This is a genomic window from Azospirillum lipoferum 4B, from assembly GCF_000283655.1.
Taxonomy (GTDB): Bacteria; Pseudomonadota; Alphaproteobacteria; order Azospirillales; family Azospirillaceae; genus Azospirillum; species Azospirillum lipoferum_C.
Window position 1 is genome coordinate 2,100,500 of record NC_016622.1, and the last position, 24,456, is coordinate 2,124,955.

Annotated in this window: 26 protein-coding genes; 7 read left to right on the plus strand and 19 right to left on the minus strand. The window is 67.3% G+C overall.

The window, feature by feature from the left end; genetic code table 11:
- The first annotated feature begins 37 nt into the window (after nucleotides 1–37).
- On the plus strand, nucleotides 38–1,567 hold the full coding sequence (locus AZOLI_RS09650) for a class I SAM-dependent methyltransferase (RefSeq protein ID WP_014248434.1): 1,530 nt from the start codon (nucleotides 38–40) through the stop codon (nucleotides 1,565–1,567).
- Between the two features lie 38 nt (nucleotides 1,568–1,605).
- Here AZOLI_RS09650 and hisE read toward each other — a convergent pair whose 3' ends face one another.
- Both hisE and phoU read right to left on the minus strand, forming a co-directional pair.
- Entirely contained in the window at nucleotides 1,606–1,932 is a 327-nt protein-coding gene (gene hisE / locus AZOLI_RS09655; RefSeq protein WP_014248435.1) for a phosphoribosyl-ATP diphosphatase, read from the minus strand.
- Nucleotides 1,933–2,066: 134 nt separating this feature from the next.
- Entirely contained in the window at nucleotides 2,067–2,774 is a 708-nt protein-coding gene (gene phoU / locus AZOLI_RS09660) for a phosphate signaling complex protein PhoU (protein ID WP_014248436.1), read from the minus strand.
- Nucleotides 2,775–2,978: 204 nt separating this feature from the next.
- Between phoU and AZOLI_RS09665 the strand changes: the two genes are divergently transcribed.
- From AZOLI_RS09665 to mrdA, 5 genes are all read left to right on the plus strand, one after another.
- The gene (locus AZOLI_RS09665) at nucleotides 2,979–3,518 is read left to right on the plus strand and encodes a TIGR00645 family protein (RefSeq protein ID WP_014248437.1); all 540 of its coding nucleotides are present in this window, start codon (nucleotides 2,979–2,981) and stop codon (nucleotides 3,516–3,518) included.
- A 371-nt stretch (nucleotides 3,519–3,889) separates the two neighbouring features.
- A complete protein-coding gene (locus tag AZOLI_RS09670) occupies nucleotides 3,890–4,930 on the plus strand; it encodes a rod shape-determining protein (protein ID WP_012974729.1) in 1,041 nt (346 codons plus the stop codon).
- 95 nt (nucleotides 4,931–5,025) lie between these two features.
- Complete coding sequence (mreC, locus tag AZOLI_RS09675; protein ID WP_044549975.1) at nucleotides 5,026–5,895, plus strand: rod shape-determining protein MreC; 870 nt, start codon at nucleotides 5,026–5,028, stop codon at nucleotides 5,893–5,895.
- Nucleotides 5,896–5,932: 37 nt separating this feature from the next.
- Complete coding sequence (mreD, locus tag AZOLI_RS09680; protein WP_014248439.1) at nucleotides 5,933–6,445, plus strand: rod shape-determining protein MreD; 513 nt, start codon at nucleotides 5,933–5,935, stop codon at nucleotides 6,443–6,445.
- A gap of 17 nt (nucleotides 6,446–6,462) precedes the next feature.
- Nucleotides 6,463–8,349, plus strand: a complete 1,887-nt coding sequence (gene mrdA / locus AZOLI_RS09685; RefSeq protein WP_014248440.1) for a penicillin-binding protein 2 — start codon at nucleotides 6,463–6,465, stop codon at nucleotides 8,347–8,349.
- Between the two features lie 205 nt (nucleotides 8,350–8,554).
- On the opposite strand, the gene ilvC is transcribed toward mrdA, so the two are convergent.
- The 7 genes from ilvC to miaA all read right to left on the minus strand — a co-directional run bounded on the left by ilvC (nucleotide 8,555) and on the right by miaA (nucleotide 15,335).
- Nucleotides 8,555–9,574, minus strand: a complete 1,020-nt coding sequence (gene ilvC / locus AZOLI_RS09690; protein WP_014248441.1) for a ketol-acid reductoisomerase — start codon at nucleotides 9,572–9,574, stop codon at nucleotides 8,555–8,557.
- 63 nt (nucleotides 9,575–9,637) lie between these two features.
- The gene (locus tag AZOLI_RS09695; protein WP_244442466.1) at nucleotides 9,638–10,093 is read right to left on the minus strand and encodes a PIN domain-containing protein; all 456 of its coding nucleotides are present in this window, start codon (nucleotides 10,091–10,093) and stop codon (nucleotides 9,638–9,640) included.
- Between the two features lie 8 nt (nucleotides 10,094–10,101).
- Nucleotides 10,102–10,368, minus strand: a complete 267-nt coding sequence (locus AZOLI_RS09700; RefSeq protein WP_014248443.1) for a type II toxin-antitoxin system prevent-host-death family antitoxin — start codon at nucleotides 10,366–10,368, stop codon at nucleotides 10,102–10,104.
- A 101-nt stretch (nucleotides 10,369–10,469) separates the two neighbouring features.
- Entirely contained in the window at nucleotides 10,470–10,976 is a 507-nt protein-coding gene (gene ilvN, locus AZOLI_RS09705) for an acetolactate synthase small subunit (RefSeq protein ID WP_014248444.1), read from the minus strand.
- 36 nt (nucleotides 10,977–11,012) lie between these two features.
- Complete coding sequence (locus tag AZOLI_RS09710; RefSeq protein ID WP_014248445.1) at nucleotides 11,013–12,776, minus strand: acetolactate synthase 3 large subunit; 1,764 nt, start codon at nucleotides 12,774–12,776, stop codon at nucleotides 11,013–11,015.
- Between the two features lie 325 nt (nucleotides 12,777–13,101).
- A complete protein-coding gene (locus AZOLI_RS09715; RefSeq protein WP_081505925.1) occupies nucleotides 13,102–14,313 on the minus strand; it encodes a PLP-dependent aminotransferase family protein in 1,212 nt (403 codons plus the stop codon).
- A gap of 17 nt (nucleotides 14,314–14,330) precedes the next feature.
- Complete coding sequence (gene miaA, locus AZOLI_RS09720) at nucleotides 14,331–15,335, minus strand: tRNA (adenosine(37)-N6)-dimethylallyltransferase MiaA (RefSeq protein WP_014248447.1); 1,005 nt, start codon at nucleotides 15,333–15,335, stop codon at nucleotides 14,331–14,333.
- 133 nt (nucleotides 15,336–15,468) lie between these two features.
- Between miaA and serB the strand changes: the two genes are divergently transcribed.
- The gene (gene serB, locus AZOLI_RS09725; protein ID WP_014248448.1) at nucleotides 15,469–16,362 is read left to right on the plus strand and encodes a phosphoserine phosphatase SerB; all 894 of its coding nucleotides are present in this window, start codon (nucleotides 15,469–15,471) and stop codon (nucleotides 16,360–16,362) included.
- Nucleotides 16,363–16,380: 18 nt separating this feature from the next.
- On the opposite strand, the gene AZOLI_RS09730 is transcribed toward serB, so the two are convergent.
- The 10 genes from AZOLI_RS09730 to AZOLI_RS09775 all read right to left on the minus strand — a co-directional run bounded on the left by AZOLI_RS09730 (nucleotide 16,381) and on the right by AZOLI_RS09775 (nucleotide 24,450).
- Nucleotides 16,381–16,791: a bacteriohemerythrin gene (locus tag AZOLI_RS09730; protein ID WP_014248449.1), complete on the minus strand. Its 411-nt coding sequence runs from the start codon at nucleotides 16,789–16,791 to the stop codon at nucleotides 16,381–16,383.
- A 183-nt stretch (nucleotides 16,792–16,974) separates the two neighbouring features.
- Nucleotides 16,975–17,760 (minus strand): enoyl-ACP reductase FabI, encoded by a 786-nt coding sequence (gene fabI, locus AZOLI_RS09735; RefSeq protein WP_014248450.1) that lies wholly within the window; start codon nucleotides 17,758–17,760, stop codon nucleotides 16,975–16,977.
- 321 nt (nucleotides 17,761–18,081) lie between these two features.
- Nucleotides 18,082–18,522: a YgaP family membrane protein gene (locus AZOLI_RS30330; protein WP_014248451.1), complete on the minus strand. Its 441-nt coding sequence runs from the start codon at nucleotides 18,520–18,522 to the stop codon at nucleotides 18,082–18,084.
- A 62-nt stretch (nucleotides 18,523–18,584) separates the two neighbouring features.
- On the minus strand, nucleotides 18,585–19,487 hold the full coding sequence (locus AZOLI_RS09745) for a PRC-barrel domain-containing protein (RefSeq protein WP_014248452.1): 903 nt from the start codon (nucleotides 19,485–19,487) through the stop codon (nucleotides 18,585–18,587).
- A gap of 108 nt (nucleotides 19,488–19,595) precedes the next feature.
- On the minus strand, nucleotides 19,596–20,240 hold the full coding sequence (gene ureG, locus AZOLI_RS09750) for an urease accessory protein UreG (protein WP_014248453.1): 645 nt from the start codon (nucleotides 20,238–20,240) through the stop codon (nucleotides 19,596–19,598).
- A complete protein-coding gene (locus AZOLI_RS09755; protein ID WP_014248454.1) occupies nucleotides 20,237–20,983 on the minus strand; it encodes an urease accessory protein UreF in 747 nt (248 codons plus the stop codon). The genes ureG and AZOLI_RS09755 overlap by 4 nt, the downstream gene beginning before the upstream one ends.
- Nucleotides 20,940–21,422 carry an urease accessory protein UreE gene (locus AZOLI_RS09760; protein ID WP_014248455.1) on the minus strand — a complete coding sequence of 161 codons (483 nt, stop codon included), beginning with the start codon at nucleotides 21,420–21,422 and terminating at the stop codon, nucleotides 20,940–20,942. The genes AZOLI_RS09755 and AZOLI_RS09760 overlap by 44 nt, the downstream gene beginning before the upstream one ends.
- Nucleotides 21,422–22,225: a glutamate racemase gene (locus tag AZOLI_RS09765; protein ID WP_244442557.1), complete on the minus strand. Its 804-nt coding sequence runs from the start codon at nucleotides 22,223–22,225 to the stop codon at nucleotides 21,422–21,424. The genes AZOLI_RS09760 and AZOLI_RS09765 overlap by 1 nt, the downstream gene beginning before the upstream one ends.
- Before the next feature lie 182 nt (nucleotides 22,226–22,407).
- Nucleotides 22,408–24,117, minus strand: a complete 1,710-nt coding sequence (ureC, locus tag AZOLI_RS09770) for an urease subunit alpha (protein WP_014248457.1) — start codon at nucleotides 24,115–24,117, stop codon at nucleotides 22,408–22,410.
- Between the two features lie 27 nt (nucleotides 24,118–24,144).
- Complete coding sequence (locus AZOLI_RS09775; RefSeq protein ID WP_014248458.1) at nucleotides 24,145–24,450, minus strand: urease subunit beta; 306 nt, start codon at nucleotides 24,448–24,450, stop codon at nucleotides 24,145–24,147.
- Nucleotides 24,451–24,456 lie beyond the last annotated feature (6 nt).

Consider the following 24,456-nt stretch of genomic DNA (forward strand, 5'->3'; position numbering starts at 1 on the left):
CGCTTTCGAGAACGGGCATCGAAACGGGAGATCGGGAATGGGCGGCTGGACCGAAGGCTATGTCGGCGGCATCGACTATATCCGCGCCGTCTATCGCGACTGGTCGCCGGCCCTGCTCTGCTTCGCCCTGATCCTGCGCGGCTGGCGCCCGCCCGAAGCGCTGCGCCGCGGCAGCTTCACCATGGCGGAGCCCGGCTGCGGTCATGGGCTGACCAGCGCGCTGCTGGCCGGCGCCCACCCGGCGGCGCGGTTCGAGGCGATGGACTTCAACCCCTCCCACATCGCCGGCGTCCGGCGGCTGGCCGACGATGCCGGGCTCGCCAACGCCACCTTCCTGGAGGAGAGCTTCGCCGACCATGCCCGGCGCGAGGGGCCGATGCTGGACGTGGTGGCCCTGCACGGCGTCTGGTCCTGGGTGAGCGCGGAGAACCGGGCGATCCTGCTCGACACGCTGCGCCGCCGGCTGGCGCCCGGCGGGGTCGTGTTCGTCAGCTACAATGCCCTGCCCGGCACGTTGACCCATATGCCGCTGCGCCGCCTTCTGGTGGAGCGTTGCGCCGAGGGCGACGGCCCCCTGCCCGACCGCATCGCGCGGGCGGTCGAATTCGCCTCGCGGATGGCTGCCCAGGGCGGCGGCTGGTTCGGCAGCACCGACGGCGTGGTGGAGCGGATCGAACAGCTGCGCCACAAGTCGCCGAACTACATCGCCCACGAATATCTCAACGGCGACTGGACGGCCTTCTACCACGCCGACGTTGCGCGCGAGCTGGCCGCCGCCAAGCTGGAGTTCGCCGGCGCCGCCGTGCCGATGGAGCAGTTGCACGACCTCAGCCTCTCCCCCGCGCAGCAGGCATTGGCAGCGGAATCGCGCGACCCGGCCCAGGCCGAGACCTTGCGCGACGTGATGACCAACCGCAGCTTCCGCCGCGACCTGTTCGTGAAGGGCGGCGAGCGGCTGGGTCCGGCCGAGCGGCGCACGCTGTTGGGTGAGACCCGGTTCGCGCTTCTGGTGGCCGCCGACGACCTGCCGGAGGTCGCCTCCACCCCCGTCGGCCGCCTGCCCTTCCCGCGGGCGCTCTACCAACCGCTGGGCGAGGCGCTGGCCGAGGGGCCGCAGAGCCTCGACGCGCTGCTTGCCCGGCCTGCCCTGGCGGCGCAGGGGGAGGAGGCGGTGCTGCGCGCGCTGATCCTGCTGACCAGCCTGTCGCTGGCCGCGCCGCTCATGCCGGAGGACGGATTTGCCGAACGCAAGATCTCCAGCGACCGCTTCAACGCCGCCGTTCTGCAACGCCACCGCTTCGGCGACACGCCGGGGCAGCTCGCCTCCCCGCTGCTGGGCGCCGGGGTGCCGGTGTCGCGGATCGAGGCGCTGTTCCTGCTGGCCGCCCGGCTGGGCGAGGATCCCGCCGCCTTCGCCTGGCGCCACCTGTCCGCCGACGGAATCACGCTCGGCCGCGACGGCGAGCGCTGCGAGGGAGATGAGGCCAACCGGGCGGAACTGGCGCGCCGGCATGCAGCCTTCGCCCAGCGGCGGTTGCCGTTGCTGGAAGTGTTGGGAGTGGTTTGAGGCCTGGGAGCGTCGGCGTCGTTGCCCCGACAGCCCTCTCAGCGCTCGGCGACGACCTTGGGCAGCTTCTCGGCGATGCCGTAAAGCGCTTCACGCCGCCGGATTTCGGCGAACACGTCGTCCGGGTGGATGTTCAGCGTCGCCCACAGAACCGACAGGTTGTACAGCAGGTCCGCACTTTCGTTGATGACCCCCTGGCGATCCTCGTTCATGGCGTCCAGCGCCACCTCGACCGCCTCCTCACCCACCTTCTTGGCGATCTTCTTCGGACCGGCGGCGATCAGCCGGGCGGTCTTGGACTGGGCGGGGTCCATCTGCTGGCGGTCGAGTATGGCGTCATAGAGGCGGATCAGGTCGTCGGTCATCGGGAAGGGTTTGTCTCGTCTGCGGGCGGGAACGGCATCCCGTTAACGTGATCGCTCCGCAACGAAGATGCTATCCCCCATCGGCCCGGTTCCAGGCCGAACGATCGCCTTATGCCTTGCGGTGACAACCAGCCTCAGCCAGCCGGATCATAGGAATGGTCGGCCTTCGGACGCTCGTCCAGCAGAGTCTGGCCGGTGCTGACGAAATACACGACCTCGGCGATGTTGGTGGCGTGGTCGCCGATGCGCTCCAGGTTCTTGGCGATCATCATCAGGTGCATGTGCGCCATGAACTGGTCCGGAGCCGAAAGGGCAGACCGTTCCACTTCCGCAACGAGGCTGGTGTAGAGTGCATCCACCTCGTCGTCGGTGCGCCAAATGCGCAGGGCCGCCTCGCTGTCGCAATCGACATAGGCGTCGACCACGGCGCCGAGCCGCTCGCGCACCAGCCGGCCGAGTTGCGGCAGGCCGGGCAGCGAGGCCGATTCCGTAAGGCTGAAGATGGCGACCGCGCGCTTGGCGGTGTTGGCGGCATGGTCGCCGATACGCTCCAGATTGCCGGCGATCTTCAGCGCCGCCACGACCTCGCGCAGGTCGTCGGCCACCGGCTGGCGCAGGGCCAGCAGGCGCATGCAATGCGCTTCGATGTCATGCTCGAAGGAGTCGAGTCGCGCATCCGACTCGACGATTTCACGCGCCAGATCGGGGTTGCGCTGGGCCAGACAGGTCAGGGCCTGATCAATCTGCGTCTCCGCAGCGCCGGCCATCTGTACGATGGCGGATTTCATCCGCTTCAACGCGTCCTCGAACGCGGACACGATGTGCGGCGCGGAGGTCTTCATGGTCGCCAAACCCTTCCCGACGGTCTCTTCCCAAGCCGGGACCATAGCGCCCGGACGTTACGGTACGATGACAATGCCTATGCGAACGGATGATCCGACCCTCTCCGCACGAAGAATGAAATGCCCGGTTGATTTTGCGGCGCAGCATTGCGAAACATCCGCCGTCTCCACGACTTCCCTAATCAACGACGTGCCGAACCCGCCATGATCGAACGCCGCTTTGAACAGATCATCTTCGCCAGCCGCTGGCTGCTCGCCCCCTTCTATCTCGGGCTCGTGGTCTCGCTGGCGGCCCTGCTGGTGAAGTTCACCCAGGAAATCCTCCACATCATTCCGCATGTGCTGGACATGAGCGAGAAGGACGTGCTGCTGGCCGTGCTGACGCTGATCGACCTGTCCTTCGCCGGCAACCTTCTGCTGATGGTGATCTTCGCCGGCTACGAGAACTTCGTCTCGAAGATCGACGTGGCCAATCACGAAGATCGGCCGGACTGGATGGGCAAGGTCGATTTCGGCGGGCTGAAGCTGAAGCTGATCGCCTCCATCGTCGCCATCTCCGGGATTCATCTGCTCAAGGCCTTCATGAATCTGGCCCAGACCTCGAAAGAGGAGTTGATGTGGCTGGTCATCATCCACATGACCTTCGTTGTGTCCGGCGTTCTGCTGGCCTTCATGGACCGGCTGGAGGGCCACCACGCCCCTGCGGCCAAGCCGGCCGGCAAGCCTGGAACCGGGGGTCACTGAAAATCTCCACGGATTGGCGGCCAATTGCCCGTTGCGGCGCAACAAGGTTCGGACTAGACACTGAACCGTTACACCGGCACAGAGGCTGTCGGCAGATCAGGATGGGGTTTACCGCAAGGGCTCGCCCGCAAGAGCTCGGCCGTTGACGGAAAATTAACCCTGATCCGCCAGTTTCGCCTTCACCAGACACCGCAAGAGGCGGCGGGTACCGGCCATCCGGAACCTGCTTTCGCGACACGGGTCAGGACTGCCGGGCGCACTCTCCGCTTGAGCGCGCGGACGCATTCGACTATGGAACCGTCGGCGGGCATGCTATGCCAGTCTCCGCCGGCTCGGCCGTCTCAACCGCTTTGATAGAGTTCGTCAGCTCCATGCTCTCCAAACTGCTGGGCGTTCTGTCCGCCGACATGGCGATCGATCTGGGGACGGCCAACACCCTGGTCTATGTCAAGGGCCGCGGCATCGTCCTGAACGAGCCGTCCGTCGTCGCCATCGCCAACGTGCGCGGCAAGAAGCAGGTCCTCGCCGTCGGTGACGAGGCGAAGATGATGCTCGGCCGAACCCCCGGCAACATCCAGGCCATCCGGCCGCTTCGCGACGGCGTCATCGCCGATTTCGAAGTCGCGGAGGAAATGATCAAGCATTTCATCCGCAAGGTTCACAACCGCCGCAGCTTCGCCAGCCCGCAGGTCATCATCTGCGTGCCGTCGGGTTCGACCGCGGTGGAACGCCGGGCGATCCAGGAATCGGCAGAGGCCGCAGGCGCCCGCCGCGTCTTCCTGATCGAGGAGCCGATGGCCGCCGCGATCGGCGCCGGGCTTCCGGTGACGGAACCGACGGGCTCGATGGTCGTCGACATCGGCGGCGGCACCACCGAGGTGGCCGTGCTGTCGCTGGGCGGCATCGTCTATTCGCGGTCGGTCCGCGTCGGCGGCGACAAGATGGACGAAGCCATCATCGGCTACATCCGCCGCAGCCACAATCTGCTGGTCGGCGAAGGCTCGGCCGAGCGGATCAAGAAGGAAATCGGCTCCGCCTGCCCGCCCGAGGACGGCGAGGGCCGCATCCTCGAGATCAAGGGCCGCGACCTGATGAACGGCGTACCCAAGGAACTGATCATCTCCGAACGGCAGATCGCCGAGTCGCTGGCCGAACCCGTTTCGGCCATCGTCGAGGCGGTGAAGGTGGCGCTGGAACACACCGCTCCGGAACTGGCCGCCGACATCGTCGACAAGGGCATCGTGCTGACCGGCGGCGGCGCCCTGCTGGGCAACCTGGACTTCGTCCTGCGCCACGCCACCGGCCTGCCGGTGTCGATCGCCGACGATCCCCTCTCCTGCGTCGCGCTCGGCACCGGCCGCGCGCTGGAGGAGATGAAGACGCTGCGAAACGTCTTGGTCAGCGCTTACTGATTGGTGTATCCCTGATTGGAAGGCCTCCGGCCCGTCGCCCAATCCCCGGGCGGTGAGGGCCGGAGACGGACCGCGTATCTGGACGGGAATTTCCTGTGAAGTCACGCTCATCCGGCTCCGTCATCCGCCTTGCCGCGCCTTTGCGGGCCCTCGCGCAGCGTTTCTCCTTCCTCCTGCTCGTCCTGGCCTCCATCGCGCTGATGATGGTCGGCAAGATCGAGTCCGTGTCGGTGGACAGCGCCCGCGCCCGCGTGACCGACGCCTTCGCCCCGATCCTCGACGCCATCTCCCGCCCCGCCGCGACCGCGGCGCGCGTCGTCGAGTCGGTGGTGGAGCTTGAAAACGCCTTCGACGAGAACCAGCGCCTGAAGGCGGAGAACGCCCGGCTGCTGCAATGGAAGCAGGCGGCATTGCGGCTGGAGGCGGAGAACAGCAGCCTGCGCAGCCTGCTGCGCGTCCGTCCGGAGCCCTCCGTCAACTACATCGCCGCCCGCGTCATCGCCACCCCCGGCAGTTCCTTCGTCCGTACGCTGGTGGTGACCGCCGGCAAGCGCGACGGGGTGCGCAAGGGACAGGCGGCGCTGGCCGGGGCCGGTCTGGTCGGCCGGGTGATCGAGGTCGGCGAATGGTCCTCCCGCATCCTGCTGCTGACCGACATCAACGCCCGCGTCCCGGTGGTCCTGGCCAACACGCGCCAGCGCGCCATCCTGGCCGGAGACAATTCCGATCAGGCCAAGCTTCTTTATCTGCCGCCGGAGTCGCCGATCCAGGTGGGTGAGCAGGTGGTGACCTCGGGCGACGGCGGGCTGTTCCCATCCGGCCTGCCGGTCGGCGTGGTGACCGCGGTCAGCGAGCGCGGCGTGCGCGTGCTGCCCAGCGCCGACCTGTCGCGGATCGAACATCTGCGTTTGGTGGATTTCGGACTGCCCGGCACCGACCTGGACCCGTCGCCGGAGTGGAAGTGAGCCGCTCCTACAGCGCCCCGGCGGGAAGGCCGCCGGTATGACGGCTACCTTCTGGCAACGGGTCGACAAGGCGGGACGCAATCTGGCGCCCTTCGCCGTCACCGTCATGATGGTTCTGGTCGGCATGATCCCGGTGCCGGTGCCGGGCTACGCTCCGGTGGCGCCGAACCTGACGCTGGTGTCCGTCTATTACTGGACGATCCACAGGCCTGACCTGATGCGTCCGGGGGTGGCCTTTCTGATCGGGCTGCTGCAGGATTTCCTGATCGGCGGTCCGTTGGGCGTCAATGCCCTGCTGCTGATCGTGGCGCAATGGGCGGTGCTGAACCAGCGCCGGGTGTTCCTGGCCAGCACCTTCGCGTTGCTGTGGTTCGGCTTCACCCTGGTGACGGCCGGGGCCGTGGTTCTGCAATGGCTGGCCTTCACGGCACTGGATGCGGCCGCGCTGTCGATCCTGCCGGCGCTGTTCCAGGGCCTGCTGACGGTGGCGGTGTTTCCTGCGGTGGGCTGGCTGCTGATCCGCGTCCATCGCGCCTTCTTGAACGGGTAAAGGGTCCCGGCGGTTTCATGAGTTCGATCGATCGCGATACCGACCGTTCCCGCCTGCTGGCGCGCCGCGCCCTGGTGCTGGGCGGCATCAAGCTGGCCGGACTGTCCGCGCTGGTCGGTCGGCTCTATTACCTGCAGGTGGTCGAATCCGCGCGCTACACCATGCTGGCGGAGGAGAACCGCATCAGCCTGCGGCTGATCGCCCCGTCGCGCGGCAACATCGTCGACCGGTTCGGCGTGCCGCTGGCGGTGAACGAACAGAACTACCGGGTCGTCGTCGTGTCGGAGCGCACCCACAACATCCAGGAGACGCTCGACAAGATCTCCCGCATCGTGCCGCTGACCGACGGCGACCGCCGCCGCGTGCTGCGCGAGCTGCACCGCAAGCGCCGCTTCGTCCCGGTCACCGTGCGCGAGAACCTGACCTGGGAGCAGGTGGCGACGCTGGAGACCAACACCCCCGATCTGCCCGGCGTGGCGATCGAGGTGGGCGAGCTGCGCCATTACCCGCAGGCGGAGGCGACCGCCCATATCCTGGGCTATGTCGGCGCGGTGTCGGAAGCGGAGCTGAGCGGCAACAGCGATCCGGTGCTGTCCCTCCCCGGCTTCCGCATCGGCAAGGCCGGTATCGAGAAGTATCACGAGAAGGTCCTGCGCGGCACCGCCGGCACCAGCCAGCTGGAGGTCAACGCGGTCGGCCGCGTCATCCGCGAGTTGTCGCGCGACGAGGGGCAGTCGGGCCGCGAGATTCAGCTGACCATCGACATGGCGCTGCAGCGCTTCGTGCAGGAACGCCTGTCGCAGGAGGTCAGCGCGTCGGCGGTGGTGATGGACGTTCACACCGGCGGCATCTATGCGCTGTGTTCCCACCCCAGCTACGACCCCAACCAGTTCACCATGGGCATCAGCGCCGAATTGTGGGAGGAGCTGCTGTCCAACCAGGCGACGCCGCTGAACAACAAGGCGGTGGTCGGCCAGTATCCGCCGGGCTCCACCTTCAAGATGATGGCGGCGCTGGCGGCTCTCGAATCGGGAATCGTCAGCAGCAGGCACACCGTCTTCTGCCCCGGCCACATGGAGCTGGGCGACCATCGCTTCCACTGCTGGAAACGCGGCGGCCACGGCACGGTCGATTTCGTCGGGGCGCTGCGCCATTCCTGCGACGTGTTCTTCTACGACGTGTCGCGCCGCATCGGCATCGACCGCATCTCCGAGATGTCGAACCGCTTCGGCCTCGGCGCCCGCACCGGCATCGACCTGCCGCATGAGCGCGCCGGGCTGATGCCGTCCATCGCCTGGAAGAAGGCGACCCTGGGCAAGGGCTGGGACATGGGCGAGACGCTGGTCGCCTCCATCGGCCAGGGCTATGTGCTGGCCACGCCGCTGCAGCTGGCGGTGATGACCTGCCGGCTGGCCAATGGCGGCTATGCGGTCAAGCCGCATCTGACCAAGCAGATCAAGACCGTCAGCGGCGAGCAGACCGCCTGGCCCAGCATCGGCGTGAAGAAGGAGAATCTCGACATCGTCCTGCGCGGCATGAACGAGGTGACCAACGCGCCCAACGGCACCGCCTTCAAGTCGCGCATCACCGAGGTCGGGTATGAGATGGCGGGCAAGACCGGCTCCGCCCAGGTCCGCCGCATCACCATGGCGGAACGCACCTCCGGCGTGAAGAAGAACGAGGATCTGCCCTGGCGCGAACGTGACCACGCGCTGTTCGTCGCCTTCGCGCCCGTCCAGGCGCCGCGCTATGCCTGCGCCGTGTTCGTCGAACATGGCGGCGGCGGCTCCACCGCGGCGGCGCCGATTGCCCGCGACATCCTGCTGGAAACCCAGAAGCGCGACCCCGGCCGCGCCGCGGTGGCCGAAACCCCGCCGACGAGCTTCAGGGACCCGCGGGGATAAAGTGTCTGCCGGGATTGCTCCCTCCCCATCCCTGCCCCACCTTCGGTGAGAGGGGCAGGAGCTTCGCGGACGTATTGCGGCAGTCCCCTCTCCCACCAAAAATGGGGGAGGGTCAGGGAGGGGGCACCGCCCCAGCCACTCCCAAAAGAAAAGCGCGCCCCCGAAGGGACGCGCTTTCCGGAAAACCGACTTGGCTTTCGCCCGATCAGTTCTTCGACTTGTCGACCAGACGGCGCTCGGCGATCCACGGCATCATGGCGCGCAGCTTCTCGCCGACCTTCTCGATCTCGTGCTCGGCGTTGCGGCGGCGGATCGCCTTGAAGGACGGCTGGCCGGCCTTGCATTCCAGCATCCAGTCGCGGACGAAGCGGCCTTCCTGGATGTCGGTCAGAACGCGCTTCATCTCGGCCTTGGTCTCGGGCGTGATGATGCGCGGGCCGGTGCGGTAGTCGCCGTATTCGGCCGTGTTGGAGATCGAGTAGCGCATGTTGGCCATGCCGCCCTCGTACATCAGGTCGACGATCAGCTTGACTTCGTGCAGGCACTCGAAATAGGCCATCTCGGGGGCGTAGCCCGCCTCGACCAGCGTCTCGTAGCCGGCGCGGATGAGCTCGGTCAGGCCGCCGCAGAGCACGGCCTGCTCACCGAACAGGTCGGTCTCGCACTCTTCCTTGAAGGTGGTCTCGATGATGCCGGCGCGACCGCCGCCATTGGCCGAGGCGTAGGACAGGGCGATGTCCAGCGCGTTGCCCGAGGCGTTCTGGTGAACGGCGACCAGCGACGGCACGCCGCCGCCACGCTGGTATTCGCTGCGCACGGTGTGACCGGGGCCCTTCGGCGCGATCATGAACACGTCGAGGTCGGCGCGCGGCTCGATCAGGTTGAAGTGGACGTTCAGGCCGTGGGCGAAGGCCAGGGCGGCGCCCTGCTTCATGTTCGGGGCCAGATCGTCACGGTACAGGTCGGCCTGCAGCTCGTCCGGGGTCAGAACCATCACGACGTCGGCCCAGGCGGCGGCTTCGGCCGGGGTCATCACGGTGAAGCCGGCAGTCTCGGCCTTCTTGATGGTGGCCGAACCCGGGCGGAGCGCGATCCGCACGTCCTTCACGCCGCTGTCACGCAGGTTGTGGGCGTGGGCATGGCCCTGGCTGCCGTAGCCGACGATGACGACCTTCTTGCCCTTGATCAGGTTGACGTCGGCATCACGATCGTAATAGACGCGCATGGAGATGGTTCCTTAAATTTCACTAGCCGGGTGTTGTACGAAGCGATTAGTGCGCGGAGCGGATTAGTCCATCGGCGGCAAGGCCGCGTCAAGCAAAAGCCGTCCGTCCGCGGTGAAGGGGTTCAGGAAAGTGACGCCGCCAAGCCGCCGTCCGCCTTGAAAATCTTCGGACACAAGGTACTTGCAGCCATATGCATCGGCATTCGCCCACAAGACCGCATCCCAGATTTGCAAGCCGTGCGCGGCTACGACCTCGAAGGCGCGCCGGAAAGCGTCGGTGGCAACGGGAAGACGTTCGAAGGTCTGCTCGTAATCACGAACCAAATCCAATGCTTCGGCCGGCGGGAGGATCCGCTTGCGGGTCAGCGACGCATAAAGCTCGCACAACACCTGTCCTGCGATCACGACAGCCGAACCGGCCGCCGCCGCTCTCTCCAACAAATCCAGCGCGATTTCATATTTGACGGGATCACGCTGGTCGGCCGCATAAAACAGGATGTTCGTGTCGAAACTGACCAACGGTCGACTCATGGCAAGGAACCACGCTCGTGCAGGTCGTCACGGGTCCAGTCACGGCCGCCCAGGTCGTAGCCCTTGCGCAGCTTTCGCAACAACCGCTCTCCAGCCTGCCTGCGACGCTCCTCATCGGAAAGCGCTTCAGACGCCGGTTCGGTCGCCGAAAGGCGGGCCACCGGGGTACCGTTCTCGGTCAGCACGATCTCCTCGCCACGCTTGGCGGCCTCGATCAGCGCGCCGAGCTGGTCTTTCGCCTCTTCCACCGACAGCATCTTCATGACCGTTCCCCGCTGCTCGCCGCCCGGCCGTGCCGGCAGGACATCCTAGCCCAGAACGGACCGGACGGCGATGGAGACCGAAGAGACCCTCGGGGGGAGCGTCAGAACGCCGCCGGTCCCTTCGACATGGCGACCACGCCGGTGCGGCTGGCTTCAACGAGGCCGAGCTGGCCCATCAGGCCGACGAAATCGTCGACCTGTTCGGTGGTGCCGGTCAGCTCGAAGACGAAGCTGGTGAGCGTCGCGTCGACCACCTTGGCCTGGAAGATGTCGGCGAGACGGAGCGCCTCGATCCGGCGGTCGCCGGTGCCGGCCACCTTGACCAGCGCCAGTTCGCGTTCCACCGATGGTCCTTCGTCGGTCAGGTCGTGGACGCGGTGGACCGGAACCAGCCGGCCGAGCTGCGCCTTGATCTGCTCGATGATCATCCGGGTGCCGGAGGTGACCAGCGTGATGCGCGACAGGTGGTCGGCGTTGTTCACCTCGGCCACCGTCAGGCTTTCGATGTTGTAGCCGCGGCCGGAGAACAGCCCGATGACGCGGGCGAGAACGCCCGGCTCGTTGTCCACCAGCACGGCGATGGTGTGCTTTTCGATCGCGTTTTCCATGAGACCCATTCCCCCCGTTCGTTCGTCGTCAGCCGATCAGACCAGCACCATGCCGTCTTCCGGCGTGGCGTCGGACGGGCTGTCGTCCGGACCGAACAGGATCTCGTTGTGGGCCTTGCCGCCCGGGATCATCGGGAAACAGTTTTCCTTGGGATCGACGGCGATGTCGATGATGCAGGGGCGGTCGGTGACCGTCAGCATCTTCTCGATCACCTGATCGACCTCGGCCACGGTGGTGGCGCGCAGGCCGACGCAGCCCCAGGCCTCCGCCAGCTTCACGAAGTCCGGCAGGGCTTCCGAATAGCTCTGGGAATAGCGCGAGCCATGCAGCAGTTCCTGCCACTGGCGCACCATGCCCATATACTGGTTGTTCAGGATGAAGATCTTGACCGGCGCGCGGTACTGCACGGCGGTGCCGATCTCCTGCATGTTCATCAGGAAGCTGGCCTCGCCCGACACGTCCACCACGATGGCGTCGGGGTGGGCGAGCTGGGCGCCGATGGCGGCCGGCAGGCCGTAGCCCATGGTGCCGAGCCCGCCCGACGTCAGCCAGCGGTTCGGCTGGTCGAAGGGCAGGAACTGCGCCGCCCACATCTGGTGCTGGCCGACTTCCGTCGTGATGTAGTGGTCCTTGCCGCGCAGAGCCTCGCGCAGGCGTTCCAGCGCATATTGCGGCTTGATGACCGATTCGGTGCGGTTGTAGTTCAGGCAGTTGCGGGCACGCCATCCCTCGATCCTGCCCCACCACTCCTTCAGCGCGGCCTTGTCGGCGCTCTTGGCGCGCGCCTTCCAGATGCGCAGCATGTCTTCCAGCACGGCGCCGCAATCGCCGACGATGGGAATGTCGACCGCGACGTTCTTGTTGATCGAGCTGGGGTCGATGTCGACATGGATCTTCTTGGACCCCGGCGAGAAGGCCGACAGCTTGCCGGTCACGCGGTCGTCGAAGCGGGCGCCGATGTTGATCATGACGTCGCATTCGTACATGGCGAGGTTCGCCTCGTACGTGCCGTGCATGCCGAGCATCCCCAGCCACTGGCTTTCGGACGCCGGGAAGGCGCCCAGCCCCATCAGGGTGGAGGTGATCGGGAAGCCGGTCGCCTTGACGAACTGCGTCAGCAGCTTGGCGGCGAAGGGGCCGGCATTGATCACGCCGCCGCCGGTGTAGAAGACCGGCCGCTTGGCGTTGGCGATCAGCTCGATCGCCTCCTCGATGCGGGCCATCTCCGGCTTCACCTGAGGCCGGTAGGTCTTGTGCTTGACCTCTGCCGGCGGGACATAGGTGCCGTCGGCGAACTGCACGTCCTTCGGGATGTCGACCAGCACCGGGCCGGGACGGCCGCTGCGCGCGACATAGAAGGCCTCGTGCAGGGTGCGGGCCAGATTGTCGACGTCTTTCACCAGGTAATTGTGCTTGGTGCAGGGACGGGTGATGCCGGTGGTGTCGGCTTCCTGGAAGGCGTCGTTGCCGATCAGGTGGGTCGGCACCTGCCCCGACAGGCAGACGAGCGGAATGCTGTCGCACAGCGCATCCAGCAGGCCGGTCACCGCGTTGGTGGCGCCGGGGCCGGAGGTCACCAGCACGCAGCCGACCTTGCCGGTCGAGCGCGCATAGCCCTCCGCCGCGTGAACCGCGGCCTGCTCGTGGCGTACAAGGACATGCTTCAGGTCGTTCTGCTGGAACAGCGCGTCGTAGATGGGAAGTACGGCGCCGCCGGGATAGCCGAAGATGATGTCAACGCCCTGATCCTTCAGGGCCTTGATGACGATCTGGGCGCCGGTCAGCTTCTGTTCGGACATCGCTCACGACCTTCTCATGTGGGCGCCTCCTCTAGGGCACCCGGTTCCTTGGGAACACCAACCCTGCCGGGAGGGGATGCCGTTCAGAACAACGGCTTAGCCCCGATGGCTTGTGCTGGGACCGGCAAATTAGTCAAATCATCCGTCATAGGTCAACCCAATTCGCGAATGTTCGCAAAGTTTTTTTGCCGCAGTTTTTCCAATTGTTGCGCATCGATAGGGGGTGGCGATCCCGCCCGGCCCCAGTCTGCCGCAAACGCAAACGGCGGCCGCACCGAAGCGCGGCCGCCGTTCCGAACAGGCGACGAGTGGGATGGACGAACCGTCAGGCGGCGGTCTTCAGCAACTCGCACAGCCGGCGGATGCCCTCGCGGATCTGGGCCGGCTTGGTGACGGAGAAGGCGAGGCGCAGCGTGTTCTTGCCCGACCGGTCGGCGTGGAAGGCCGATCCGGGGACGAAGGCGACGTTGGCCTCCTTGATGGCGCGGGCCAGCAGCTCGGTGCCGTCGACGCCCTCCGGCGCCTCGATCCAGACGAACAGGCCGCCTTCCGGCTTGGTCCAGGTGACGCCCGGCGGGGCGTATTCGTCCAGGGCCGCCAGCATGGCGTCGCGGCGCTCCTTGTACTGGGTGCGCAGCAGCTTGAGGTGGCTGTCGAAGATCTGCGAGACGACGTCGTGCATGACGATCTGGTTGATCGTGCTGGCATGCAGGTCGGCCGCCTGCTTCATCAGCACCAGCCGGTTCACCACCTCCGGCGCCGCATTGACCCAGCCGACGCGCATCGCCGGCACCATCGTCTTGGAGAAGGTGCCGCCGAAGATGACGTTGGTCAGCTTGCCGCCGTTGCGCTCGCAATCCAGCGCCGCCATCAGCGGCAGATGCTCGCCGTCATAGCGCAGCTCGCAATAGGCGGTGTCCTCGATCACCGGCACGCCGGCCGCATCGCAGGCGTCCAGGATGGCGTGGCGGCGGGCCAGCGTCACCGTGGTGCCGTTGGGATTCTGGAAATCGGGGACGAGGTAGAAGAACTTCGGCTTCTGCGCCAGCGCCTCGGTCAGCGCGGTCATCTCCGGCCCTTCCTCGTCCATCGGAATGGAGAGATAGGTCGGCTCGTAGGGCGAGAAGGCCTGCAGCGCGCCGAGATAGGTCGGGCGGGTGACCACGATCTTGTCGCCGGGGCCGATCAGCAGCTTGCCGACGAACTCCAGCACCTGCTGAGAGCCGTTGGTGACCAGCACGCCGTCCAGGCCGATGTTAACGCCCTTGCCGCCCATGTAATCGCAGATCCATTCCCGCAGCGGCGTGTAGCCTTCGGTGATGGAATACTGCAGCGCGGCACCGGCACCGGAATTGGACTGGAAGATCTTCTCGTAGGACCGAGCGATGGCCGAGCTGGGGAACAGGTCCGGATCGGGAATGCCACCGGCGAAGGAGATGATCTCCGGACGATCGATCAGCTTCAGCAGTTCCCGGATTTCGGACGCCGTCATGCCGCCCACGCGGCCCGCGAACACATGACCCCAATCAACCGACACGGTGCTTCTCCTTCGGATCAGTAATTTAGTATCGTTCTCAGGCGGTCGAGCATTGCATTTCGTACCGCGGGCGAACAAGGCAGATCGATGGTATGGCAGCTATGCTGTCCTGTATGACTTACCAGCATTTCAGGTGTTTTGCCAACAATCTGATGCCGGAACCATGTCACCTGCCGTTTGGCATAGCGCCGGGTGGATTGCTGGGCCAGGGCGACCGCCTCGGCGAGCGGGATTTCGCCATGCAGGTGGCGGCGCAGTTCCGGCACGCCCAGCGCCTTCAGCACCGGCAGGTCGGCGGCGAGGCCCTGATCGCGCGCCAGGGCGTCCAGCCGCCGCACCTCCTCCAGCGCCCCCTGCTCCATCATCAGGTGGAAACGCCTGTCGCACTGGGCATAGAGGTCGGCGCGCGGCGGGTCGAGCACGATGACGGTGAAGCGCAGGTTCTCCGGCGCACCCTGGGCGGTCTGGCTCTGCCAGTGGGACAGCGGATGGCCGGTCGCCTCCAGCACCTCCCAGGCGCGGGTCAGGCGGGTGGTGTCGCCGGGATTCAGCTTGGCCGATGCCGGGTCGCGGGCGACCAGCTCGGCACGGAAGGTTTCGCCGCCGATGGTCTCCAGCCGGGCATGGGCAGCGGCGCGCACCTCGTCCGGGATGGGCGGGACCTCGCTCAAGCCCTGCATCAGCGCACGCAGGTAGAGACCGGTGCCTCCGACCACCACGGGCAGCCGGCCGTCTTTCTTGGCGGCGTCGATCTCCGCCAGAGCCATGTCGCGCCAGCGCGCCGCCGACCCGCGCTCTGCCGCCGGCAGCACGCCATAGAGGCGGTGCGGCGCCCGCGCCAGATCGTCGGCCGGCGGGCGGGCGGTCAGCACATCCAGGTCGGCGTAGAGCTGCATGCTGTCGGCATTGATGACCGTGCCGCCGAACGCCTCGGCGACAGCGAGTGCCAGTCCCGACTTGCCCGACGCGGTCGGCCCGCCGATGACGACGACGTCGGTGAGGTGGGTGGTAAGGTCGCTCATCCCCCTTCCATGGCGTCCCCGCGCTTCCATTGCAACACCCAACCGCATGACGACGCCGAAGCTTCGTTGGACCCGGCTCCCCGCCTGTGGTAGGCAGCGCGCAAAGGCCCTCTTTTCCTCGGGATACCCGCCGATGAACGCCGTCGCCACGCTGATCGCCCCCCGCACCGCCACGCTCGACGAGTCCGTCGTCCAGACCGCCAAGGCGGCGCTGGTCGGGCTGGGCGCCGACGCCGGAGCGCCGGATTGGCTGGCCCCCGGCACCGCCTGCGACCTGCCCTTCGGCAACCTCGCGCCGGAACAGGCGGAGGCGGCGATCCGCCATGCCCTGACCGGCGTGCCCCTGGACATCGTCGCCCAGCCGGCGGCGACCCGGCGCAAACGGCTGCTGGTCGCCGATATGGAATCGACGATCATCGAGCAGGAGATGCTGGACGAGCTCGGCGACTATGTCGGGCTGAAGGACCACATCGCCGCCATCACCGCGCGCGCCATGAATGGCGAGATCGACTTCAAGGACGCGGTACGCGAGCGCGTCGCCCTGCTGAAGGGCCTGAAGGAGACGGTGATCGACGAGGTGTGGCAGCGCGCCACCCTGATGCCGGGGGCGGCCCAGCTGGTCGGCACCATGCGCGCCAACGGCGCCGTCTGCGTGCTGGTATCGGGCGGCTTCCGCTGCTTCACCGGCCGGGTGCGCAGCTGGATCGGCTTTGACGACGACCGCGGCAACGATCTGGAAGTGGTCGACGGCGTGATGACCGGCGCGGTGATCGAACCGATCCTGGACAAGGACAGCAAGCTGCAGGCGCTGATGGCCTATGCCGGCGAGCACCGCGTGCCGATGGCGGAGACCATGGCCGTCGGCGACGGCGCCAATGACCTGCCGATGCTGCTGGCCGCCGGGCTCGGCGTCGCCTTCCATGCCAAGGCGGTGGTCGCCGCCGAGGCCCGCGCGCGCGTCGACCATGGCGACCTGACCGCCCTGCTCTATGCCCAGGGCTATCGCGCCACAGAGTTCGTGGGGTAAGCGCCTGCCTCTATCCGCTCACGCCCAGACGCCCCGCACATAGGGCGTGAGCTGCGTGTCCATCAGGATGATGTGGCGGACAAGCCAGTCGGCGGTGAATTTGTACAGCTTCTCGGCGTTCTCGTGGGTGGGCTCGATGGAGAAGCGGTTGGACAGCTCGCTGACCATCTTGACCGCGGCGCGGTGCATGGCGACATGCTCCTCGAATTTCGGGTAGCGCACGATCTGCATGATCCGCTCCTCGCGGGCGAAATGCTCCTTGGTGTATTCCAGCAGCTTGACCAGAATCTTGGCAACGCGAACCGGCTGGAACCGCGGGGCGGCCAGCGCTGCGTCGAGTTCGTTCAGATACTCGATCAGATGCTTGTGATCGTCGTCGATGGCCGGCTGGCCGACGCTCAACTGCCGTCGCCATGTGATGGCGCCCATGACCTTGCCGCCTCCCCCCGTACCGGCACCCCGTTTGGGCGGATTATGGCTGGTGCTACCACCGCACCCAAACAGTCGGGACGTCACACGGCAATTTGACGCACCTTGGAGAGGCGTTCCAAACGGAACGGGGCGGATGCGTCGCCGCACCCGCCCCGTTCTTCAACCGTAAATCCGCCGACCTCAGCCGATGATGGAATAACCGCAATCGACATAGGTGGTGTCGCCGGTGATGCCCTTGGCGCCGTCGGTGGCGAGGAAGGCGGTGGTGTAGCCGACCTCCTCGATGGTCACCAGCCGGCCTTCCGGCGCGCGCTCGGCAGCCTTGTTCATCAGCTCGTCGAAATGGGCGATGCCGGAGGCGGCGCGGGTCTTGATCGGGCCGGGGGAGATGGCATGGACACGGATGCCCTTCGGGCCGAGTTCAGCCGCCAGATAGCGCACGCTGGCCTCCAGCGCGGCCTTGACCGGACCCATGACGCCGTAATTGTCGATGACGCGGTTGGCGCCGAAATAGGACATGGTGAACAGCGAGCCGCCGTCCTTCATCAGCGGCTCCGCATACCGGGCCATGCGGATGAAGGAGTGGCAGGAGACATCCATCGCCTGCTGGAAGCCTTCGCGCGAGCAGTCGACGACGCGGCCGTGCAGATCCTCCTTCGGGGCGAAGGCGATGCTGTGCAGCGCGAAGTCCAGCTTGCCCCACTTCTCGCCGATCTTGTCGAACATGGCCTTCAGCTCGCCTTCGCCGGTGACGTCCACCGGTTCGAAGATCTCGGCCTCCAACTGGTGAGCCAGCGGTTCGACGAACTTCTTGGCCTTGTCGTTCAGATAGCTCACCGCAAGGTCGGCACCCAGCGCGCGGAAGGCGCGGGCGCAGCCCCAGGCGATCGATTGGTCGTTGGCGATGCCAAGGACGAGCCCCTTCTTGCCTTCGAGCGTGGCGGCGGCGGGAATGATCGTGGTCATGGCGGACGGTCCTGCGGTCGGTGTGACGGGAGGAGCGGCCGCAACCCCGGCGGCTTCAGGCCGAGCCAGGACAGGCGGCGTTCCTTGTGCGGTGCACCATAAACCAATCGCGAGAGGCCCGCAACGTGTATTGGATGCAATCCGCCCCCGCACCCCAATCATCGTGCAGCATTGACGCCGATATGTTCAGTAAACGTGGAAGTCCTAACCGCGATCCCTTTCATTGATCCATATCAAGACGGCCTGCCATGGTCGGGCTGGAAGGCCGTTTCTTGATGAAATTTTTGTTATGCCGTGACAGCTGCTTGTCCAACCAACATCTTACCGGGCAACTCCCGGCGTGAAGGAGGGCGGATCGCTGGCCGGGAAGGATTCCTGGGAGGCCTCGTCGACGATCTCCCCCTCGCCGGCATCCTGATAGATGTCGCCGGGGTGGCGGGAATAGCGGTCGATGCCGCGTTCCACATCCTGCGACGGAATGGCCGCGCGGTCGCCACGTGCCCAATCGGCCAGCATCGACTTGCCGGGGCAGAAGCCGGTCAACCCCCGCGCCACCAGGACCCCACCGGCCAGCGCCATGGCGGCACCGGTCCAGTTCGGCCGGCGCAGGCCCAGCACCGCCAGCGCCACGCCACCGGCCAGCGAGGCCAGCCGCTCGCCATGGCCGACATTGATGGTATAGCCGCCGCCGGGACCATGGATGCGGTCGTTGAAGCCGCGCAGGCTGCGCTGGGCCGTATCGGTGATGGAAGAGAGTTCCATGTCGGTCCTCCTGGATGCGGCGCCCCTGATCCGGGTGCGCCCGCGATCGGATCGTTATCGTGTCACTGTTGGGAAACCGGCGGCTGGGGGCTGTCGTTCCCCGACGGTGCCTGCGGAGTTGCCTGCGGAGTTGCCTGGGAGGCGCCACCCTGCCCGCTTGCGCCGTCAGCCGGCGCGGCGCTGGAGCCGGATGCCCGCGCCTGCTGCAATTCCCGGTTCAGCCGCTCCACCTCCTGGGACAGGCGCTGGACCTCCTGGCGCAGGGGCGCCGCCGCCGCGTCGCCGCCGCCCGTCGAGCCGGCGATGGCGGCCAGCGTCGCCGACTGCTGCATCCAATAGGGAGAGACGCCGTAATAGGTGTGCACCGCCATCGCCCACTGGCGGTCGTTCATGTTCGGGCGGTTGCTGTCGTTGAAGCGCGGCGCGTTGGTCAGCTTGTCCTTCGGCACATTCAGGACATAGCCGTCGCCGGACGGCGCGAACAATGCCCACGGAACGGGAAAGTCGCTGTCGCCGATGCCGAGGAAGCCGCCCAGTTCGACCACAGCATAGGCGATGCGGCCGGTCGCCGGATCGATCACCAGTTCGGAGATCTCGCCCATATCCTTGCCGTCCGGACTGCGCAGCTTGGCGTCCTCAAGGTCGTCGGCGGCAATCGCGCGGGGGTGGGCGATGGAGTCCTGCAGCGCAGCGGCCTCGCCCAGGATAGCCTGGCAGGCCGGTGCGTTGCCCTTCTGCGCCGCGCCCTGGGCGGCCTGCTGCAGGGCACGCAGCTGCGCCATCTCCTGCTGGGTCACCGGCGCCGGAGTGTTGGGTGCCGCGGCCTCCAGGGCCGCCGCCTGCTGTCCCAGCCGGTCGAGCCCGGCCGCGCAGTCGTCGGCGGCAAGCGCGGGCGCGGCGAAGTGGCCCAGCGCGGCCAGAAGCAGGGCTGTGCCCAGGGCCGTTGCAGGGGTCGGGCGCGTCATCGGGACATCCTCCGGCTTGAATCGTCTCATGCTGCATGAACAGCATGGTCAAGCCGGAGGTTCCCGTGCGCCGGTCGTCCCGCGGTTGTGTCTTCGGGTGTAAGACCCTCAACCCGGCAGGGGCAGGCCGCCGCGCTGGACGATGAAGGACTGGATGGCGTCCACGCCCTCGCCAGCCTTGACGTTGGCGAAGACGAAGGGACGGTCGCCGCGCATCTTGCGGGCGTCGCGGTCCATCACCTCCAGGCTTGCGCCGACCATCGGGGCGAGGTCGGTCTTATTGATCACCAGCAGGTCCGAGCGGGTGATGCCCGGCCCGCCCTTGCGCGGGATCTTGTCGCCGGCCGACACGTCGATGACGTAGATGGTGATGTCCGCCAGTTCCGGCGAGAAGGTGGCCGCGAGGTTGTCGCCGCCCGATTCGATGAAGATCAGGTCGAGGTTGGGGAACTTCGCGTTCATCTGGTCGACGGCGGCGAGGTTGATCGAGGCATCCTCACGGATCGCGGTGTGCGGGCAGCCGCCGGTCTCCACACCCATGATCCGTTCCGGCTTCAGCGCGCCGGAGCGGGTGAGGAATTCCGCATCCTCCTTGGTGTAGATGTCGTTGGTGATCGCCGCGACCTCCCAATCGTCGCGCATGCGCTTGCACAGCGCGTCGGTCAGCGCGGTCTTGCCGGAGCCGACGGGGCCGCCGATGCCGACGCGAAGCGGACCGGCGTGGCTCTTTTCGATAGCGGGGAGAGCGCTCATGAGCGGAACAGCCTCGTATATTGGGTTTCGTGGATCATCGAGGTCCAGTCGACGGCCATTGCCCGGCCGCCGAGATCGTCGAGCGGGGCTGCCAATGCCGCCTCCGCCGCCTTGTGGGTGATGGGGTCGAGTGCGGCCAGCGCCCGCTGCCCGTCGGTCTGGCCCAGCGGCACCAGCCGGACGCCGGCCGACACCAGATTGGCGGCGAAGGCGTGGAGGTAGGCGGTAAGCGCCGGCCCCTCCGCCACGCCGACCAACGCCGACACCAGCGCCACCGCCACCGCATAGGCGACCGGTCGGCCGGTGGCGGCGATCACCGCATCCCAGCGCGGCAGGTCTTCGAGCGGCCATGCGGCGCGGATCGCCAACAGGAAAGCCTGCCCCTGCGCCCGCGATTCGAGCGCGGTTTCGGAGGAGGCGCGCAGGATGTCGGCGCGCTCCACCGCCCAGGCGAAGGCGGCCTCGTCCCCCGACCGCACGGCGCGATGGGCGGCGGCGAACAGCATGCCGTCGGTCCGCCCGGCGCCATGGCGCAGGATGCCGTCGAGCCAGACGATCAGCGTGGCGCGGTCGCGCACCAGCCCCTGCTCCACCGCCGCCTCGATTCCATGGCTGTAGGAGAAGCCGCCGACCGGGAAGCTCGGCGACAGCCACGCCAGCAGGCGCGTCAGGGCGTGGGTGGAGACGCCGCCCTCCACCTCAGTGCGAATGCCCATGCCCGCCGCCATGCGAATGTCCGCCATAGGCGCCGCCTTCCGGCATGAAGGGCGCGGTCACGTCACGCACCTCGGCGCCCAGCCCGCGCAGCATATCCTCGATCACATGGTCGCGGCGCAGGCGGATGGTGTCGCCGACGATCTGCACCGGCAGGTGACGGTTGCCGAGATGCCAGGCCACCCGCGCGAAGGCCTCCACCGGGCCGGGCACGCGGACCTCCATCAGTTCCTCAGGCGCGGCGACCACGCGCAGGAAGCTGCCGTCCCCCAGTTCCAGCCCGTCGCCGTCGTCCAGCGCCACCGCCCGCGGCAGGTCGAGCAGAAAGGCGCCGCCGGCATCGTCGGTCATCGCCATGCGGCGGCGGAAGCGGTCGTCGAAGGCGAGCGTCACGGTGCCGGCCGCCTGCTCGGCGGGCCAATGGCCGCGGGCATGGACTCGGGTGGCGCGGCGGGTGGGGTCGGTCATCAGCTAAGCCGTTCGAAGGGGGTCGGGTGGCCGAAGAAGCGGCTGGCCAGCTCGCTGACCAGCGCCGCGTCCCCGGTGGTGAAGAAGCGCAGGCCCCGTTCGGCTGGGTTAGGGCGGTATTCGGGGTGGCGGTCGAGATACTGCTCCAGCGAGCGGGCGGTCAGCGTCGGCTGGCACAGCACCTCCACACCCGGCGGCAGCGCGCGGGCGAACAGGTGGCGGACCAGCGGGTAATGGGTGCAGCCCAGCACCACCGTGTCCAGCGGCTGGCTGCCCATCTTGTCCAGCAGCACCCCGACATAGCCGGCGACCGCCGGTTCGATCTCCGCATCCGACGCCCCGCGCTCGATCAGCGGCACGAGGTCGGGACAGGCCTGCTGCACGACGCGGATGGAGGGGGCGCGCTTGCCGATCTCGCGCGGGAAGGAGCCGGAATTGACGGTGGCCGCGGTGGCGAAGATGCCGACGCTGCGTGGTTCGGCCAGATGGTCCGGCGGCACGGTGTCGATCATCCAGGGCACGCGGGTGATCGCCTCCACCATCGGCACCAGCACGCCCAGCACATTGCGGCCGGGATGGGCCGACGGCAGCCATTCCTGCTGCAATCGGCGCAGCGCGACGGCCGCGGCGGTGTTGCAAGCGATGACGACCAGCCGGCAACCCTGGGCGAACAGCCGGTCCATCCCGGCGATGGTCAGCCGGTAGATGTCGTCCTCGCTGCGCGGGCCGTAGGGAGCGGCGGCATGGTCGCCGAGATAGACGAAGGGCCGGTCGGGGGCGGCGTCCACCAGGGCTCGCAGCACCGTCAATCCGCCATGTCCTGAGTCGAATACACCGATCACCGACGAAACCTTGCTTGAATCCCCTTCTCCCCCCTAGGGAGAAGGTCGGGATGAGGGGGTTCGGCGCAGCCGAAGACCGCCCACGCCACGTGCCCCCACCCTAACCCTCTCCCCGGGCGGGAGAGGGGATTAAATAAAGCGCCTCAGAACAGGAAATACCGCTGCGCCATCGGGAGGACGTCCGCCGGTTCGCAGGTCAGCAGCTGCCCGTCCGCCCGCACCTCGTAGGTTTCCGGATCCACTTCGATGTGCGGGGTCGCGTCGTTGTGGATCATGTGCTTCTTGCCGACGGTGCGGGTGCCCTGGACGGCGATCAGCTCGCGGTGCAGGCCAAGCTGCCGGCCGACCTCCAGCTCCATCGCCTTGGCGCTGACGAAGGTGACGCTGCTGGCCTGCATCGCCCGGCCGAAGGCGCCGAACATCGGGCGGTAATGCACCGGCTGCGGCGTCGGGATCGAGGCGTTGGGGTCGCCCATCAGCGCGGCGGCGATGGTGCCGCACTTGATCACCATGTCCGGCTTCACCCCGAAGAAGGCCGGCGACCACACCACCAGATCGGCCAGCTTGCCGACCTCGACGGAGCCGACGACATGGCCGATGCCGTGCGACAGCGCCGGGTTGATGGTGTATTTGGCGATGTAGCGCTTGACCCGGAAATTGTCGTTGTCGCCCGTCTCCTGCGGCAGCCGGCCGCGCTGCAGCTTCATCTTGTGGGCGGTCTGCCAGGTGCGGATGATCACTTCGCCCAGCCGGCCCATCGCCTGGCTGTCCGACGAGATCATGGAGAAGACGCCCAGGTCGTGCAGGATGTCCTCCGCCGCGATGGTCTCGCGCCGGATGCGGCTTTCGGCGAAGGCGACGTCTTCGGGAATGCGGGCGCTGAGGTGGTGGCACACCATCAGCATGTCCAGATGCTCGTCCACCGTGTTGATGGTGAAGGGCCGCGTCGGGTTGGTGGAGCTGGGCAGCACGTTGCCGAGGCTCGCCACCCGGATGATGTCCGGCGCATGGCCGCCGCCCGCCCCTTCGGTGTGGAAGGTGTGGATGGTGCGGCCCTTGAACGCCGCGATGGTGTCCTCGACGAAGCCGGATTCGTTCAGCGTGTCGGTGTGGATCGCCACCTGGACGTCGAGTTGGTCGGCGACGGTCAGGCAGGTGTCGATGGCGTCGGGCGTGGTGCCCCAATCCTCGTGCAGCTTCAGGCCGCAGGCGCCGGCGGCGATTTGCTCCAGTAGCGCGTCGGGGCGGCTGGTGTTGCCCTTGCCGAAGAAGCCCAGGTTGATCGGCAGCCCTTCGGCGGCCTGGAGCATCCGCTCCATATGCCAGGGTCCCGGCGTGCAGGTGGTGGCCGCGGTGCCGGCGGCCGGGCCGGTGCCGCCGCCCAGCATGGTGGTGACGCCGCTGTTCAGCGCCTCGTCCACCTGCTGCGGGCAGATGAAGTGGATATGGGCGTCGATGCCGCCGGCGGTGACGATCTTGCCTTCGCCCGCGATCACCTCGGTGCCCGGACCGACGATGATGTCGACGCCGGGCTGGACGTCTGGATTGCCGGCCTTGCCGATGGCGGCGATGCGCCCGCCGGTGATGCCGATGTCGGCCTTGACGATGCCCCAATGGTCGATGATCAGCGCGTTGGTGATGACGGTGTCGACCGCCCCCTGGTGACGCGAGCGCTGGCTTTGGCCCATGCCGTCGCGGATCACCTTGCCGCCGCCGAACTTCACCTCCTCGCCATAGACGGTGTGGTCGCGCTCGACCTCCACGATCAGGTCGGTGTCGGCCAGCCGGACACGGTCGCCGGTGGTCGGGCCGTAGAGGGCCGCATATTCGGCCCGGTCGATGCGGTGCGCCATAATCCTTCGCCCTTCCCTGTCGGCCCGTCAGAGGGCGCCGTTGACCTTGCGGTTGAAGCCGATCACCACCCGGTCGCCGCCATAGGCGACCAGCTTCACATGGCGGGTCTGGCCGGGCTCGAAGCGCACCGCCGTCCCGGCGGGAATGTCGAGCCGGAAGCCCCGCGCCTTTTCACGGTCGAAGGTCAGCGCGCTGTTGGTTTCGTAGAAGTGGAAGTGCGAGCCGACCTGGATCGGCCGGTCGCCGGCATTGGCGACGTCGAGTTCGACGGTGGCGCGGCCGTCGTTCAGCACGATCTCGCCGGCCGCCGGGAAGATTTCACCGGGTTTCATCGGGCA

Bases quoted from the DNA above. Each gene is read 5' to 3' on its own strand.
- AZOLI_RS09650 (WP_014248434.1), top strand. From the start codon at position 38: ATGGGCGGCTGGACCGAAGGCTATGTCGGCGGCATCGACTATATCCGC.
- hisE (WP_014248435.1), bottom strand. From the start codon at position 1,932: ATGACCGACGACCTGATCCGCCTCTATGACGCCATACTCGACCGCCAG.
- phoU (WP_014248436.1), bottom strand. From the start codon at position 2,774: ATGAAGACCTCCGCGCCGCACATCGTGTCCGCGTTCGAGGACGCGTTG.
- AZOLI_RS09665 (WP_014248437.1), top strand. From the start codon at position 2,979: ATGATCGAACGCCGCTTTGAACAGATCATCTTCGCCAGCCGCTGGCTG.
- AZOLI_RS09670 (WP_012974729.1), top strand. From the start codon at position 3,890: ATGCTCTCCAAACTGCTGGGCGTTCTGTCCGCCGACATGGCGATCGAT.
- mreD (WP_014248439.1), top strand. From the start codon at position 5,933: ATGACGGCTACCTTCTGGCAACGGGTCGACAAGGCGGGACGCAATCTG.
- mrdA (WP_014248440.1), top strand. From the start codon at position 6,463: ATGAGTTCGATCGATCGCGATACCGACCGTTCCCGCCTGCTGGCGCGC.
- ilvC (WP_014248441.1), bottom strand. From the start codon at position 9,574: ATGCGCGTCTATTACGATCGTGATGCCGACGTCAACCTGATCAAGGGC.
- AZOLI_RS09700 (WP_014248443.1), bottom strand. From the start codon at position 10,368: ATGAAGATGCTGTCGGTGGAAGAGGCGAAAGACCAGCTCGGCGCGCTG.
- ilvN (WP_014248444.1), bottom strand. From the start codon at position 10,976: ATGGAAAACGCGATCGAAAAGCACACCATCGCCGTGCTGGTGGACAAC.
- AZOLI_RS09710 (WP_014248445.1), bottom strand. From the start codon at position 12,776: ATGTCCGAACAGAAGCTGACCGGCGCCCAGATCGTCATCAAGGCCCTG.
- miaA (WP_014248447.1), bottom strand. From the start codon at position 15,335: ATGAGCGACCTTACCACCCACCTCACCGACGTCGTCGTCATCGGCGGG.
- serB (WP_014248448.1), top strand. From the start codon at position 15,469: ATGAACGCCGTCGCCACGCTGATCGCCCCCCGCACCGCCACGCTCGAC.
- AZOLI_RS09730 (WP_014248449.1), bottom strand. From the start codon at position 16,791: ATGGGCGCCATCACATGGCGACGGCAGTTGAGCGTCGGCCAGCCGGCC.
- fabI (WP_014248450.1), bottom strand. From the start codon at position 17,760: ATGACCACGATCATTCCCGCCGCCGCCACGCTCGAAGGCAAGAAGGGG.
- AZOLI_RS30330 (WP_014248451.1), bottom strand. From the start codon at position 18,522: ATGGAACTCTCTTCCATCACCGATACGGCCCAGCGCAGCCTGCGCGGC.
- AZOLI_RS09745 (WP_014248452.1), bottom strand. From the start codon at position 19,487: ATGACGCGCCCGACCCCTGCAACGGCCCTGGGCACAGCCCTGCTTCTG.
- ureG (WP_014248453.1), bottom strand. From the start codon at position 20,240: ATGAGCGCTCTCCCCGCTATCGAAAAGAGCCACGCCGGTCCGCTTCGC.
- AZOLI_RS09755 (WP_014248454.1), bottom strand. From the start codon at position 20,983: ATGGCGGACATTCGCATGGCGGCGGGCATGGGCATTCGCACTGAGGTG.
- AZOLI_RS09760 (WP_014248455.1), bottom strand. From the start codon at position 21,422: ATGACCGACCCCACCCGCCGCGCCACCCGAGTCCATGCCCGCGGCCAT.
- ureC (WP_014248457.1), bottom strand. From the start codon at position 24,117: ATGGCGCACCGCATCGACCGGGCCGAATATGCGGCCCTCTACGGCCCG.
- AZOLI_RS09775 (WP_014248458.1), bottom strand. From the start codon at position 24,450: ATGAAACCCGGTGAAATCTTCCCGGCGGCCGGCGAGATCGTGCTGAAC.